At 73.0% G+C, this 15,310-nt stretch carries 8 protein-coding genes and 3 tRNA genes; 5 read left to right on the forward strand and 6 right to left on the reverse strand.

All coding sequences use genetic code 11. From position 1 onward, the window contains the following. Positions 1-5 precede the first annotated feature (5 nt). From SSP24_RS29550 to SSP24_RS29560, 3 genes are all read right to left on the reverse strand, one after another. Positions 6-82: transfer RNA gene (locus SSP24_RS29550), tRNA-Phe, on the reverse strand. A gap of 22 nt (positions 83-104) precedes the next feature. Beyond that, a tRNA-Asp gene (locus SSP24_RS29555) sits at positions 105-179 on the reverse strand. Positions 180-351: 172 nt separating this feature from the next. Continuing rightward, entirely contained in the window at positions 352-4,881 is a 4,530-nt protein-coding gene (locus SSP24_RS29560) for a CHAT domain-containing protein (RefSeq protein WP_141312924.1), read from the reverse strand. A gap of 85 nt (positions 4,882-4,966) precedes the next feature. On the opposite strand from SSP24_RS29560, the gene SSP24_RS29565 reads away from it, so the two are divergent. Both SSP24_RS29565 and SSP24_RS29570 read left to right on the forward strand, forming a co-directional pair. Further along, positions 4,967-5,347, forward strand: coding sequence for a hypothetical protein (locus SSP24_RS29565; protein WP_141312926.1), 381 nt, complete (start codon positions 4,967-4,969; stop codon positions 5,345-5,347). Positions 5,348-5,351: 4 nt separating this feature from the next. Further along, positions 5,352-6,254, forward strand: coding sequence for a hypothetical protein (locus SSP24_RS29570; protein WP_141312928.1), 903 nt, complete (start codon positions 5,352-5,354; stop codon positions 6,252-6,254). Between the two features lie 61 nt (positions 6,255-6,315). Here SSP24_RS29570 and SSP24_RS29575 read toward each other — a convergent pair. Continuing rightward, positions 6,316-6,391: transfer RNA gene (locus SSP24_RS29575), tRNA-Glu, on the reverse strand. An 80-nt stretch (positions 6,392-6,471) separates the two neighbouring features. Next, positions 6,472-8,034 (reverse strand): metallophosphoesterase family protein, encoded by a 1,563-nt coding sequence (locus SSP24_RS29580; protein WP_141312930.1) that lies wholly within the window; start codon positions 8,032-8,034, stop codon positions 6,472-6,474. Positions 8,035-8,141: 107 nt separating this feature from the next. Here SSP24_RS29580 and SSP24_RS29585 point away from each other — a divergent pair, with 107 nt between their 5' ends. Next, the gene (locus SSP24_RS29585) at positions 8,142-8,492 is read left to right on the forward strand and encodes a metallopeptidase family protein (protein ID WP_141312932.1); all 351 of its coding nucleotides are present in this window, start codon (positions 8,142-8,144) and stop codon (positions 8,490-8,492) included. Between the two features lie 50 nt (positions 8,493-8,542). Here SSP24_RS29585 and SSP24_RS45155 read toward each other — a convergent pair whose 3' ends face one another. After that, a complete protein-coding gene (locus SSP24_RS45155; RefSeq protein WP_167529742.1) occupies positions 8,543-8,908 on the reverse strand; it encodes a hypothetical protein in 366 nt (121 codons plus the stop codon). Between the two features lie 1,013 nt (positions 8,909-9,921). On the opposite strand from SSP24_RS45155, the gene SSP24_RS29600 reads away from it, so the two are divergent. Further along, positions 9,922-12,021, forward strand: a complete 2,100-nt coding sequence (locus tag SSP24_RS29600; RefSeq protein ID WP_141312938.1) for a DEAD/DEAH box helicase — start codon at positions 9,922-9,924, stop codon at positions 12,019-12,021. A 209-nt stretch (positions 12,022-12,230) separates the two neighbouring features. Next, complete coding sequence (locus tag SSP24_RS29605) at positions 12,231-15,305, forward strand: FG-GAP-like repeat-containing protein (protein WP_141312940.1); 3,075 nt, start codon at positions 12,231-12,233, stop codon at positions 15,303-15,305. Positions 15,306-15,310: the final 5 nt, after the last annotated feature.

Raw genomic sequence — 15,310 nt, forward strand, 5'->3', positions numbered from 1 at the left:
TTCTGTGGTGGCTGGGGCCGGGGTCGAACCGGCGACCTTCCGCTTTTCAGGCGGACGCTCGTACCAACTGAGCTACCCAGCCACGGGGTTTGTGTGACCCCGAGCGGTCCTGACGGGATTTGAACCCGCGGCCTCCACCTTGACAGGGTGGCGAGCACTCCAAACTGCTCCACAGGACCAGGCTGTTGCGTACGACAGTGTCGCACACGGCGAGGTGGGTCTCCAAAACGAGTGGAAGAAAGCTGCCCGGGAATTGGTTTCCCCTTGGCTGACCTGCACTTTCTTGGTGCCCGATGTCGCTGGATCAGCATATCAGAGGGTGGATGGTGCCCCGTACCGGTTAATTCCGGCTCAGGGGCCCGTGTGGACGTAGGCCGCCCACCAGAGGGGATCCCTGTTCTCGTGGCGCAGGCGTTCGACTGCGGTGTGGAGGGCCTGGGCCGCTCGGTCGGGGGTGATGCGGTGGTCGGGGGAGGTCAGGCCTGCGTAGAAGGTGTCCGCCACTTTCAGGGCGCAGGCGTCGTCCACTGCCCACTGGGCGGCGACCACGTGGGTGAAGCCCGCCAGCTGGAGGGTGCCGGCGAGGTGGGCGGCCTCGTCGGGGACCGCTGCGGCGCCCCGTGCGGTTTCGCAGGCCGAGAGGTAGGCCAGCTGGGCGTCGGTCAGGCGGAGGCGGGAGATGTCCGTGATCGTGAGGGGGCCCGCCTGTTCGTGGTCGTGGAGGTAGAGGGCGCCGCCGGACGAGTCGGTGGGGTCCTGGGTGCCGTGGCCGGAGAAGTGCAGGTAGGGGTGGGTGGGGAGGGTGGTCAGGAGTTTCTCGCGGGTTGCTTCCTGGCCCGTGAGGACTGTGGTGTGGGGGATGCGGTGCGCTAGTTGTCGTACTTCGGCTGCTGCTTGCGGGAGGGGTGGTAGGCCGGGGGTGGCGGACTGGTCCACGGCCAGCATGCGGGGGGTGGGGGGAGGGGTGGGGTGGGATTGGGCGGCTGCCAGGGCTCGGAGGGTTGTCGTGTACGAGCAGATGTAGTGGTCGGGGAGGGAGGGGCCCTTTCCGTTTGTGTAGTGGCCTGCCGCGTGTAGGGGGAGGAGGGTGAGTAGGCCTGTGGGGCACCACCAGAGGCGGCGGGGGGTGGGGGTGTCGGTTGGTAGGGCGGTCAGGATCGGGGCCGCCACTGTGTCCCAGAGCCAGGCCAGGGTGCGGGTGAGGATGCGTTGGGCGCGCCAGGCGTCGGCCGGGGAGCGGCCGAGGGTGGACAAGGCGTCCAGGAGGGTCTCGGTGCGGTCGATCAGGCCGTCGTCCTCGGTGAGGTGGAGGTCGGGGAGGGGGACGGTGTGGACGTCGGTGCGGGTGACGATGAGGGCGTCGCAGCGGACGGTGCTGGTGTTGACGACGATCACGGGGCCGTGTGTGGCGGCGGACTGGAGGCGTTCGAGGGAGGGGAGGCGGAGGAAGTCCTCCAGGCCGGGCAGCTCGCGGACGCGGGTCACCAAGTCGTCCATTTCCTGGGCGAGTTCTCGGCGTTTTTCCGCCGCCGCTCGCTGGGTGCGGGCGTCCGGGGTTTCCGCGGCCGGTTGGTCCAGTAGGGCGCGGATCTCTCGTATGCGGTCGGCGAGGTGTGGGGCCTGTTCTCGCAGGTCGGTCATGTCGTCGCGCGCGTCCAGGGCCTGCGTGAGGAGGACGCCGCGGCCCTGTTCCAGCAGGCGTAGGGCTTCGTGGGGGCGGCAGGTGTTGAGGGCGACGGCGGCTGCTTCGCCGGCCACGCCCGCCGCGCGGCCGAGGGCGTCGACGCGGTCGCGGCGGTCGAGGCCGTGCCAGGCCAGCAGGGGGAGCTCGGCGATGGCGGCGCGGTAGGCGTCGAGGGCTTCTTGCCACTCGCCGGCGGTGGTGGCGGCCATGGCCCAGGCGCGGGCGGCGCGGAAGCGGACCGCGGCGGGGGCGGTGGCGATGGTGGTGGACTGGCGGAACAGGTCGAACGCGGTGGCCAGGTCGTCCGGGTCGCCCTCCAGGCGGGCGCGGGCGACCAGGGCCCGGCCGAGGGTGGACAGGCTCGACGCGCGTCCGGGGTGATCCTCGGGGGTGGCCCGTAGGGCTGTGCGGGCCGCGCTCGCCGCCTCGGCCACGGCGGCCGGTTCGTCGCGGTCGCGGGCCAGGAGCGCCGTGCAGAGGTTGGTGAGCAGGAGGGGGCGCTGCGGGTGCGCGGTGGGGCAGAGGCGGATGGCGTGCCGGATGCGGTCGATCGCCTCGTCGGCGTCGGCCGACCGGTCCCGGCCGTCGGAGCGGGCGCGTAGGGCGAGTGCCAGGTTGGACAGGTGGGTGGCGCGTTGTGGGTGGTCGTCGGGGACGCTGTCGGCCGCCGCGCGGGCCACGTCGACGGCCTCGTCGGCGTCGGCGGGCACGCCGGTGCGCCCGTACCGGGAGATGAGGGCGACGGCGAGGTTGCTGCGGTGCAGGGGCTCGTCGACGTGCCCGGGGGGCAGTGCGCGTACGGCGGTGCGGCACACCTCGATCGACTCGTCCAGGTCGTCGAGGGCGCCCGACCACTCGTAGCGGCGGCGCAGGGCGATGCTCAGGTTGGTCAGGTGGACGACGAGGGCGGTGGTGTCCGAGGGCGCTGTCGCCTCGACGGACTCCCGGCCGGCCCGCACCGCGTCGGCCAGGTCCTGCTGGGCGCCGTACGAGCCGTAGCGGGCCTGCAGGGTCGTCGCCAGGTTGGACAGGTAGATGGCGCGTTCCGGGTGGTCAGTGGGGAGGGCCGCGACCGCCTGGCGGCTCAGGTCGACGGCGCGGTCGAGGTCGGTGCGGCCGCCGAGCCGCTCGGCGCGGACCCGGAGGGCGGCTCCCAAGTTGGACAGTACCTTGGCGTGTTCCGCGGGGCCGCGGTGCCGGGCGCGCAGGGCTTCCTCCAGGCGCCGTACCGCCTCGTCGAGGGCGGTGAGGTCGTCGTTCTGCTGGTACACGGCTTGGAGGGTGCGGCCGAGGTTGAACAGCACTTGGCCCGCGCGCTCGTGACCGACGTCCGTGATCCGGTCGGCGGCGCGGCGGTTCCAGGCGAGTGCCTCGGCGAGGTCGTCGGGGGACTTGGTGCGGCTGTGGCGCAGCAGCAGCGAGCTGCCGAGGTGGGACTCGTCGACGACCCGGTCCGGATGGTCGGGGCTGTGCCGGATGGCCTCCTGGAAGATCTCGATAGCCCGGTCGAGGTCGGCCGGGTCCGCCGTGGTGTCGAAGCGGCGGGTGTGGGCGAGGCCCAGCTCGGACAGGCAGACGCTGATGGCGGTGGGGTGGTAGCCGTCGAGGAGGGTGCGGGCCCTGGTCAGGACGGTGAGCGCTTCCTCGGTGTCGGAGCGGGAGTTCGTGCGGGCCGACCGGGCGAGCAGGGCCTCGCCGAGGAGGGTGAGCGGCACGCCCTGTTCGTGGCTGCCGGCGGCGGCGTCGGCGCTGCGTCGGGCGGCGGTGATGGCGGCGTCGACGTCGGCGCGGTCGTCGGTCTGCCGGAACCGGGCGAGCTGCACCCGGGCCAGGTTGTAGAGGTGGTGGGTGCCGTTGTCGTCGTGGGAGGTGTGCCGCAGGAGCGTCACGGCCTCGTCGATGTCCGCCTGTCGCTGCCGCCGGTTGTATCTGAGCCGCAGGGCCAGGCTGAGGTTCGAGATGGTGTCGCCCCGGCCGGGGCTGGCGTCGGGTACGGCCGACACCGCCTGCCGTGCGGTGTCCACGGCGGCGTCGAGGTCGGCGTCGGCTCCGGTGTTCTGGGCCTTGGTCCGCAGGGTCTGGCTGAGGGCCAGCAGGAAGCCGTGGCGGCCCGGATGCGCGGGCGGGCAGTCCGCCACGGCCTGCCGTGCCGCTGTGAGGGCGGACTCCAGGTCCGCGGGCTGCCGGAAGCGGACGTACCGCTTCTCCAGGGCGCGTCCGAGGTTGGCCAGGTACATCGGCCGCTGTGGATCGTCCGGCAGTGCATGCCGTACGGCGGCCCGGCATTCCTCGGTCGCGGCGTCCAGGTCTGCGGTCGCCGCGTGGCGCTCGTAGCGCCCCAGCAGTGCGAGGCCCGCGTTGGAGTGGAACAGGGCGTGCGGTTCGGGTGCGACGCGCACCGCCTGCCGTCCGGTGTCGACGGCGGCCTCCAGGTCGGCCGGGTCCTGGCGGAGCGCGTAGCGCAGGATCAGGGTTCCGGACAGGTTGGTGTAGTACATCCCCCGGTTCGGGTCGTCGGGGGTGGCCCGGCGTACGGCCTTGAAGCCCATGTCGGCGGACTCCTCGACGTCCGCTGCGTTGCCGTGCAGCGTGTACCGGAAGCGCAGGCCCGCGCACAGGTTGGACAGCAGCATGGCGCGGCCGGGGTGGGATGCGGGCAGCACCTCCCCGAGCCGCTGCCACCGGGTGATCGCCTCCTCCAGCGCGGCCCCGTCCGACGCGCTCTGCCAGCGGCCGAGCAGCTCCAGGGCGCGCTCGGCGCTCTCCTCCACGTCCTCCGCCTCGAACGCCGGGAGCGTGGCGACCGTCGGCCGCAGCTCCTCCGGCACCTCGTCCGGCGTGAACCGGGCGACCACCGCGAACAGCATCAGCGTCAGCTGTACCTCAGGCCCGGCCTCCGCGCTGTCCGGGCCCATGACCAGGCATCGGGCGTAGTGCAGATGCGCGATCGCGGCCACGACCGACCGGTCGAGGACGTACAGCGGCCCGCCGCCATCCGCGTCCCTGGTCCGCAGCACGTACGTGCGCAGCTCGTCCGCCTCGGCAACCGCCTCCGGAGCCGTCACCGCCTCCCGGACGCCCTGGGCCCAGAAGGACTCCAGCCGCTGCCCGAGCCGTTCGACGAGCAGCTCCGCCCGCGCCCAGCCGATGTCCCCGCCGGTGTCGTCGCCGATGCCCTCGCCGGTGTCCTCCCGCATGGTCCGCCCCCGTCGGCCGCCGCTGTCGGTGTGCGTTCAGGGCATCATGATGGTCCATCAACTCTCTGGGGGAGGAGAGCCTTTCGTGGAGACGGCGGAGCTGCTCGGCGCGCTGTGCCGGGAACTTCCCGCGCTGCGCACGGTCGCCGCGGGGACCGGCGACAGTCAGGCGCTGGAGGAGACCCTGGCGGCGGCCCGGCGCGGTGAACCGGTCACCGACCGGCTGCGGGACCTGGGCCTGCTGGACCTGCTGGAGTCCTGGACGGCCCGCACGGTGCCCCCCGAGGCGCCTGGTGCGGGAGCCCCTGGCGGCCTGGTCGACCTGCCCGGCGTCGACCACTCCGGGCATGTCGCGCACGGCCGCTACCGCTGCCCGCTCGGCACCTGCCGCCGCGCCGAGCTGCCTCGCCCCGGCGACGATCTGCCGGTGTGCGCGCTGCACGACAGCCCGCTGCGGTTCGGCTGACGCGATGAACGCGGTACTGGTGGAGTTGGGGCGCAGGTACGTCGAGCGCTGGATGGCGCTGCTCGTGCTGCCGGGGCTGCTGTACGTGGCGGGCGCGGCGGCGGCGTACCGGCTGGGGCATGTGCACTGGGCGGACCTGGGCCGGCTCACCGGCCTGCTGGAGCCGGGCGGTCCGCTGATCGGCCGGGGCGTGTCGTCGGTGTGGCTGTTCGTGATCGTGGTGCTGCCGCTGCTGTCGGCCGCCGCCGGGCTGGCCGCCCGAGGGATGGCGGCGGTGCTGGAGCGGCTGTGGTTCGAGCCCTGGCCGCGCGGACTCGACCGGCTGGCGCGGCAGCGTACGGCTGCCCGTGCCGCGCGGTGGACGGCGGCTGACGAGGTGTACCGGGAGGAGCTGGACCGGGTCGGTGCACGGCCGTCGGCCGCCGACAGTGCCCGGCTGGACGTGCTCGCGGCCCGCCGCAACGCTGTCGCCCTGCGGCCGCCCGCCCATCCCGTCTGGGCCGGGGACCGGCTGGGCGCGGTCGACGCCCGGGTCTGGGGCTGGTACCGGCTGGACGTGGTCTTCGCCTGGCCCCGGCTGTGGCTGGTGCTGACCGACGCCGAGCAGAACGCCCTGCGCACCGCCCGCACGGAACTCGACGCGGCCGTCGCGCTGGCCGGCTGGGGTGTGCTGATCGTGCCGGTGGCCGTGTGGTGGTGGCCGGCGCTGCCGGTCGCGGCCGCCGTCTTCGTCACCGGCCTGCGCCGCACCCGCGCCGCCGTGGACACGCTGGCGCATCTCACCGAGGCCGCGTTCGACCTGCGGGGCGCGACGCTCGCCCGGGAGCTGGGCTTCGACGTACCGCCCGGGCGGCTGTCGCCGGCGGTGGGCATGCAGGTGACGGCGCATCTGCGCAAGCACGCGTGAGACAGCGGGGTTCATGCAAAAAACCCACTCCGGTGAGGAGTGGGTCTTTGTACGTCTTCGCTGGTGCCCCCAACGGGATTCGAACCCGTGCTACCGCCTTGAAAGGGCGGCGTCCTAGGCCGCTAGACGATGAGGGCTATCGGCCCGCCTGGGCGCTTCTCAGCGCGTCGGGGACGTGAGAAGCATATGGGATGGCGGGAGGGTTCGCCAAAACGGTTTACGGACTGGGCTCCCGGGACGGGGTGGGGGACGGCGACGGGGACCGGGTGGCTCCCGGCTGGTTCTCCTCCACCAGATGGCGGCTGACCTCCGCCGTCGTGAGGCCGAGACCGCCCAGGCGGATCGCGTCCCAGGCCTGGAGGCGGCGGGTGTCGCGGTCGAAGTAGAGGATCGACGCCTCGATCGGGTCGGGGTGTTCGCCCTCCACCGCGCGCAGTCCGCTGCCGCCGGTCGAGCCCTCGATGCGTAGCCGGGTGCCGTAGGGCAGCACCTCCATCTCCTGGTGGTGCAGATGGCCCGAGAGGACCAGGGGGACCTCGCCGTCCGTCTGCCGGGCGGCCTCGGGTTCGTGGGCGACGGCCACGTCCACCGGGGTGCCGACGGCGCGCTGGTCGCGCAGGGAGCTGGCGAGACGGGCGCCGGCCAGCTCCTGGGAGGCCTCGGCGCCGGGCGTGTTGGTGCGGTCGGGGGTGAACTGGGGGTCGCCGATGCCCGCGAAGCGCAGGCCCGCGACGGACACCGCGCGGCCGTCGTCGAGGACGTGCACGTTCTTCAGGCCTTCCAGGTAGCGCTGCGTGGTCCGGGAGTCGTGGTTGCCGCGCACCCAGACGTAGGGGGCGCCCAGGTCCTCGATCGGGTCGAGGAAGCCGTTCTCCGCCGACGTGCCGTGGTCCATGGTGTCGCCGGAGTCGACGATCACGTTCACCTTGTACTGCTCCACCAGTGAGGCGATGATCTTCCAGCTCGCCGGGTTGAGGTGGATGTCGGAGACGTGCAGGACGCGGATGGTGGTCGGGTCCGGGCGGTACGCGGGGAGCGTGGACGTGGCGTCGTACAGCTTCGTCACGTTTGTCACCAGCCGCGCCAACTCCTTCTGGTAGACGTCGAATTCGGTGACGATGCTGCGGGCGTCGCCGACCAGGGAGGGGGCGGAGGAGAGCAGGCCGGAGAACCTCGGCTCCAGGACCGACTTGGGGTTCCAGGTGGCGTACGCCGTCGCTCCCGAGGCCGCCAGGAGGGTGAGCGCGAGGCCGCCGGCCGCGAGGGCGCGGCGCGGGCGGCGGTAGACGGCGAGGCCGAGGGCGGTCGCGCCGGCGACGACGGCAACGCAGGAGCGCAACGCCAGGTCGAGGGCGCCGTGGCCGACGTCCCGGGCGACCTCCTCCTGGAGGCCGGAGAGGCGTTCGGGGTGGTCGACCAAGGCCTGGGAGCGGTCAGGGTCGAGCTGGTCGACGTTCACGTCCAGGCGGACCGGGGCGATGTGGCTGTCCAGGTGCAGGGCGCCCAGCGGGGAGACGTTGATCTTCGTGCCGCCGGTGACGGACGGGCGCAGGGTCATCGTCGTGTCCATCGGGCCGACCGGGACCCGGACATTTCCCACCACCAGCAGCCCCAGCCAGGCGCCCAGCAGGACGACGGCCAGGAGACCCAGGGCTCGGGTCCAGCGGTTGGCGGGTGGGGGAGCGAGTTCGAGTTCGGGGGTGTCGGTGGTGGGGCGGGGGCGGCGGATGCTTCGAAGACGGCTCATCGTGTTCCGGACGGCGGCTGGGACGCGGGCCATTGGTCCCGTATGCCCATATGCGCGGGTGGATATGCGGGCACCGAGTGGGTCGAACGGGGTGGTGGCAGGGGTCTCGTACAGGGGTGTCGTACCGGACAATGGGGCCTGTGCTGGAGATGACGCGCGAGGAGTTCGAGGAACTGGTCGCCGAGGCGCTGGACCGGATCCCGCCGGAGCTGACGCGGCTGATGGACAACGTCGCGGTGTTCGTCGAGGACGAACCGCCCGCCGACGATCCCGAGCTGCTCGGGCTGTACGAGGGGACGCCGCTGACCGATCGAGGGGAGTGGTACGCCGGGGTGCTGCCGGACCGGATCACCATCTACCGGGGGCCGACGCTGCGGATGTGCGAGACGCGTGAGGACGTCGTCGTGGAGACCGAGATCACGGTCGTGCACGAGATCGCCCATCACTTCGGAATCGACGACGCGCGGCTGCACGCGCTGGGATACGGGTAACGGGGCGCGTGTCCTCTTGTGGGCGGCGGGAGTTGGGCAAGTTGACTCCATCACCCCGCCTCGGAGGTGGCTCCCGTGCGCCCCTTGTACGTACCCGTTCGCCTGGCCGCCACCGTGGTGGCCGTCGCCGCTGCCGCCGGCTGTATGAGCGTGGGTGACGGCGACGGCGATCGGGCCAGGCCGTCGCACTCGGCGGGACCGCGGGGTGGCGAGGCGCCCGACGGAGGGAGCGCGCTGTCGGGCGGTGGTGTCGCGGGCGGCGGGGCAGCGGGCGGCGCGGAGCCGGCGCGCGGCAAGGACGGGAAGGGCGGTCGCTCGGCGTCGCCGGGTGAGACGCCCGAGCCGTCGGGGTCGGCGAAGGCGCCGGGGGCGAGTACGTCGGCCTCGGCACCGGCGAGGCCCGGCCCCACCGCCAAGCCGGGCGACCCACCGCCGCCCCCACCCGAGCCGACGCCCACCCGCACGACCCCGGACCCGGAACCGCCCCCACCGTCACCGGATCCGCCAACCTCTCCCGACCCGACGGCGGCGGAGCCGTCTTCGTCGGCACATGAGGAGACGGGACCGCAGTTGGCACATCGGGAGCCGGCGCCGGAGGCGGGGGCGCCGGTTTAGGGGTGGGGTTGGCTGGGGGTGCCGGGCTGGCTAGGGGGTGGCGGTGTCGGGCTGGGGCGGGGGCCGTCGGCTGGGTGCGGGTTGTCGGGCTGGGGCGGGGGCCGTCGGCTGGGTGCGGGCTGTCCGGCTGGGGGCAGGGGCCGATAGCTGGGTGCGGGCTGTTGGGCTGTGGGTGGGGGTGCCTGGCTGTGGGTACGACTGTCGGGCTGTCGGCGCGGGCGTCTGGCACGCCGTCGCGCTGATCGGCAGCGGCGACGCGGGCGTGTACGCCATGGCGTCCCCGGCCCTCGCCGAAGCCTCCGATGACATCGACGTGGTCGGCGCCCCAGGCGTTACCGCCTGCGGGTACGGCTGTCAGGCTGGGGGCGGGGGCATCCGGCCGGGGTGCCGGTCGGCCGTCAGGGTGTGGGCGGTGTGGCTCGTCTCACCGCGCCGTCCGGCTTGGGCTGCCGACTGCCGTTCGGGTCGCCCGGATGCCGGTCGGGGCGCCTCATAAAGCCGCCGGTAGGGCTGCCGACTGCCTGTTGGGGTGCCTCGTCAAGCCGCCGGTAGGGCCGCCGACTGCCGGTCGGGGCGTCCTCGTCAAGCCGCCGGTAGGGGCCGCCGACCTGCCGTAACGGGCTCGGTTTGCGTTTCGGGGTGGTGGGTGCGTATCTTGGTAGATCGTTTGATCCCATTTGCCCGGCGCCACCGCAGAGCGCGCCGTGTGGCGCGTACTCTCCCTTGCCGTGGCGGACCGCATTGAGGCGGTCGTGTGCGAATCACGGAGTTGACGGGCGCGTGCCGACGAGACTCCGGAAGGTTTCGCAGACGTATGTCTATCGCCAGTACTGATCACGCCGTCCTGCCCGCAGAAGGCGACGACCAGTCCCCCGACCTCACCTTCGCCGACCTCGGCCTGCCCGAGGGCGTCGTGCGCAAGCTCGCGCAGAACGGTGTGACCACCCCCTTCCCCATCCAGGCCGCGACCATTCCGGACGCCCTGGCCGGCAAGGACATCCTGGGCCGCGGCCGTACCGGCTCCGGCAAGACGCTGTCCTTCGGTCTGCCGGCGCTGGCCCAGCTCGCCGGCGGCCGCACCGAGAAGAAGCGGCCCCGGGCCGTCATCCTCACGCCGACGCGTGAGCTCGCCATGCAGGTGGCGGACGCGCTCCAGCCGTACGGGGACGTCCTCGGGCTGAAGATGAAGGTGGTCTGCGGCGGTACGTCGATGGGCAACCAGATCTACGCCCTGGAGCGCGGCGTCGACGTGCTGGTCGCCACCCCCGGCCGCCTCCGCGACATCATCAACCGCGGCGCCTGCTCGCTCGACGACGTGCAGATCGCCGTACTCGACGAGGCCGACCAGATGTCCGACCTCGGCTTTCTGCCCGAGGTGACCGAGCTGCTCGACCAGGTCCCGGCGGGCGGTCAGCGGATGCTGTTCTCCGCGACGATGGAGAACGAGATCCAGACCCTCGTCGACCGCTACCTGAACGCCCCGGTCTCCCACGAGGTCGACGCGGCCCAGGGCGCGGTGACGACCATGTCGCACCACATCCTGATCGTGAAGCCCAAGGACAAGGCGCCGGTCACGGCGGCCATCGCGTCCCGCAAGGGGCGGACCATCATCTTCGTGCGGACCCAGCTGGGCGCCGACCGCGTCGCCGAGCAGCTGCGCGACGCCGGTGCCAAGGCCGAGGCGCTGCACGGCGGTATGACGCAGGGCGCCCGGACCCGGACGCTGGCGGACTTCAAGGACGGGTACGTCAACGTCCTCGTCGCCACCGATGTCGCGGCACGCGGCATCCACGTCGACGGCATCGACCTGGTGCTGAACGTCGACCCCGCCGGTGACCACAAGGACTACCTGCACCGGGCTGGCCGTACCGCGCGCGCCGGGCGTACCGGCACGGTCGTGTCGCTCGCCCTGCCGCACCAGCGCCGCCAAATCTTCCGCCTGATGGAGGACGCGGGCGTCGACGCCTCGCGCCACATCATCCAGGGCGCCGGCGCGTTCGACCCCGAGGTCGCCGAGATCACCGGCGCCCGGTCGATGACCGAGGTGCAGGCCGAGTCCGCGGGCAACGCCGCGCAGCAGGCCGAGCGCGAGGTCGCCCAGCTCACCAAGCAGCTGGAGCGGGCGCAGCGGCGCGCCGCCGAGCTGCGCGAGGAGGCCGACCGGCTGGTCGCCCGGGTCGCCCGCGAGCGGGGCGAGGACCCGCAGGCGGCGGTGGCCGAGGCGCAGGCCGTGGTGGCCGAGGCGGCTGAGGCGACCGAGGTGCCGGACGTTATCGAGGTGTCGGTGCCGGAGCAGGCGGGGGCGCGGGACACGGAGCGGTTCGAGCGGACCGAGCGGTCGGAGCGTACGGGGGCTTCGGCGTCGTACGAGCGTCGGGACCGCCGGGACGGCCGGGACCGCCGGGACGGTGACCGTGGTGGTCGCTCCTTCGACCGTGACCGTGGTGGGCGTTCCTTCGACCGCCGGGACGGTGACCGTGGCGGCCGTTCCTTCGAGCGTCGGGACGACCGTGGTGGCTTCCGCCGCGACGACCGCGACGACCGCGGTGGCCGTTCCTTCGACCGCCGTGACGGCGACCGTGGCGGCTTCCGCCGGGACGAGCGCCGGGACAACGACCGTGGTGGGCGTTCCTTCGACCGCCGTGACGGTGACCGTGGCGGCCGTTCCTTCGAGCGTCGCGACGACCGCGGCGGCTTCCGGCGCGACGACCGTCCGGCCCGTTCCTTCGACCGGCGTGACGAGCGCGGCGGCCACCGTGGCAGCGACCGTCCGTTCAACCGCGACCGCCAGGGCGACCGCCCCGGCTTCCGCACCGGCGGTCACGAGCGCCCGTACGGCCGCCGTGACGACCACCGCGGCGGCGGTTCCTTCGGGCGCCGCGAGGACAAGCCGCGCTGGAAGCGCAACGGCTGACCTCCGCAGCACGTGAGCCACCGCAGCATGTGAGCCATGAGCGCCGTGGCCCCACCCTTCGCCGGGTGGGGCCACGGCGCTTTTCACATCTCGAAAGGCTGTGCGACGGCTGTATGATCAGCCGACTTCTGAGGGGGATGTGACACCCGGGGCGGGGGGAACCGACGCGGGGCACAGCTCGCCTCTCATCCGCAGGGGAGGGTGTTTCCTTGGCTCGTCATGCCTTCGTACGACTCGTCACCGCGTCCGCCGCGCTCGCGGCCGGTCTGAGCCCGCTGCTGCCGACCACGGCGGTGGCGGACACGCCGCAGGAGACGGTCGTACCGGCCGCGTTGCGCGACAGCGAAACCGTGGCCGTGCTGCAGCACCCGGACACCCAGACGGGTACCGACGGTGCCGGGACCGAGGGCGTGTACCACCGGCTGGAGGGCCACACCGGGCTGCTGTGGACCCGGTACTCCGACGGCAGGAGCTTCGAGGCACCGCCCGCTGCACGCACCGTGGCCCTCAGCGGCACCGGCAGCGACATCCTGGCGTACCGCCACCCCGAGGGCCGTATCGACCTGTGGAACCCGGTGGACGGCAGCACCCGCACCGTTCAACTGCCCGTCGGCCAGGGTCTGCTCGGGGTGTACGGGACCACCGTCGTCACCGCCCAGTCCGTGACCGACCCGGACGGCACGACCAGGCGCGTCCTGCACCTGCTGACCGTGGGCGCGGACGGCACCGTCGTCGACACCGAGGTCGGCGGGCTGCCCGCCGGTATGCGGCTGGGCCATGCGCGGGGCGCGGACGCGTCGAGCGTGTTCTTCAACGCGGACCTGGACGGCACCGCCCGCATGGTGGCCGTCGACCGCACGACCGGCCAGGTCCAGGGCTGGACCCAGGCGCTGCCCGGCACGACGTACGCCCTGGTCAAGATCTCGCCCGAGTACGTCGCCATGTACCGGGTGGGCCCGGATGCCAAGGTGCTGGTGGTGCCCCGCTCGGACCTGTCGGCCACCCCCGTAGAGGCGGCCGTGAACGGAAGCGTCGACGACCTGGCCGTGGTCGGCGACTGGCTGGTGCACCAGCCCAGCGGCTCCGACGACGTGAAGGCCCGGCCCATCGCGGGCGGCCCGGAGGTGACGCTGCTGACCGCCACGCGCCTGGCGGTGTCCGCGGTGTCGGACGGCTCCGCCGTCACGGTCGGCCGTACCGGCGCCGACGACTGGGGCATCCAGCGCATCCACGCCGGCCCGGACGGCAAGCCGGTGGTCACGCGGGTCAAGCCGCTGCCGAGGCCGCCGGCCCCGGTCCAGGGCATCTCCCTGGAGCAGGGCCGCCTGGTCGTCACCGACACCAGTGCGGCCGGGCAGCGTGACGACTACGTACGGACCGTCGCCACCCACGGCACGCCCACGTTCGGCGCGCGCACGTCGTTCACGCCCGGCACGGGCTCGCGGATGACGGCGTGCCCGGCGACCGACGTCGCCTGCTCCCAGCTGTTCGGCACGGCCGACGGCCGGATCGCCTGGCTGGAGCGCGGTTCGGCGCAGGAGGACGTGATCCGCGTCGACGGCCCGACGGGGGTGTGGCAGCGCACGGTCCCCGGGGGCGGCCGGATCACCGACGTCTCGGGCCGGTACGTGCTGCACACGACCGCGGACAAGCAGTACGTGTACCGGATCGACGACTACGCCACCCCGACCGTCACCCGCACCCCCGGCGCCGCCGCGCTCGCCGGTGGGGTGCTGTGGACGGCGGGTACGGCCGCCGGGGCGGTCTCGGCGTACGACCTGGCTGCGAAGAAGACCACCGAGACCCTCACCACCGACGCCGGCTGCACGCCGGACGAACTCCAGGCGCTGGGCCGTTACCTGTACTGGAGCTGCGACGACCGCGCCGGGGTCTACGACCGTACGGCGAAGAAGTCCGTGCCCGTCCCCACGGGCGAGGCCAAGCTCGGCGACGGGTACGTCGTCACGCACGACAAGGCCGCCGGGAAGCTGACGCTCACCACGGTCGTCGGCGGCACGCCCGCGAGCCGGGTCATCGGCGACCTGCCCGACACCGGGGTCTCGCAGCGGGACGTGCGCTGGACGGTGGACGAGTCCGGCGCCAACGCCGCCTACGTCGACGGGCAGGAGCGCGTGCACCTCGTACCGTCCGGCGTGGCACAGCAGCCGCTGCGGCTGCTCGGGCCCGCGCAGAACGCGGCGTACGTCCAGGCCCGTGAGATCGACGCGGTGCCGGACACGCTGACCACCGTGCTGCTGTCCAAGCCGTCGGCGAGCTGGGAACTGACCGTGCGGGACAAGGCGACGGGCAAGGTCGTCGCCGTCCGCAGGGGCGGCGCCGCGCGAGGAGCACTGAGCGTCGGCTGGGACGGCAGGGGCACCGGGGGCACCCTCCTGCCCAACGGCACCTACGACTGGACCCTCCAGGCCACTGCGGCGGACGGCGTCGGCGCCCCGCTGCAGACGCGCGGCACGGTGCGGCTGCACAAGGGCGCGCCGGTGCGCCACGACCATGTGGGCCCGTCGGGAAGACCGGACGGCATCGGTGACCTGCTCACCCTCGACTCCTCCGGCGGCCTGACCTTCCAGCAGGGCACGGGCAAGGGCGCTTTCTCCGGAAAGGTCACCGGCAGTGGCTGGTCCACCGGCGTGAAGGCGGTGCCGGTCGGTGATCTGAGCGGGGACCGCTGCAACGACGTGCTCGTGAAGTTCAGCAGCGGGACGACACGGCTGTACAAGCCGGCCTGCGGCGCCGCGCTGAAGCCGTCGACGCCGTACACCACGATCGGCACGGGCACCGGCTGGAACCAGTACGACATTCTCACCTCGCCCGGCGACGTCACGAAGGACGGCCGGCCCGACCTGCTCGCCCGCACGGCCGCCACCGGCACGGTGTACCTCTACAAGGGCACCACCACGGGCAAGTTCGCCGCGCGCGTGAAGCTGTACGACAACTGGAAGACGTACAAGAAGGTCGTCGGCGCCGGTGACCTGAACGGGGACGGCATCGGGGACCTGGTCGCACAGGACAAGGCGAACGTGCTGTACCGGTACTACGGCACCGGCAAGGGCACCTTCACGTCGCGGGTGAAGCTGGCGTCGAACTGGGGCGGGTCGTACAACGTGGTCGTCGGGGTGGGCGACATCACCGGGGACGGGACGGCCGATCTGGTCGCGCGGGACACGGCCGGTGTGTTGTACCGGGTGCCCGGGACGGGGAAGGGCTCGTTCGGGGCACGGGTGCGGATCGGGACGGGCTGGCAGGGCTACAGGGGCCTGTCCTAATCAGC

This window comes from Streptomyces spinoverrucosus (assembly GCF_006539505.1).
In the GTDB taxonomy this organism is placed as follows: Bacteria; Actinomycetota; Actinomycetes; order Streptomycetales; family Streptomycetaceae; genus Streptomyces; species Streptomyces spinoverrucosus.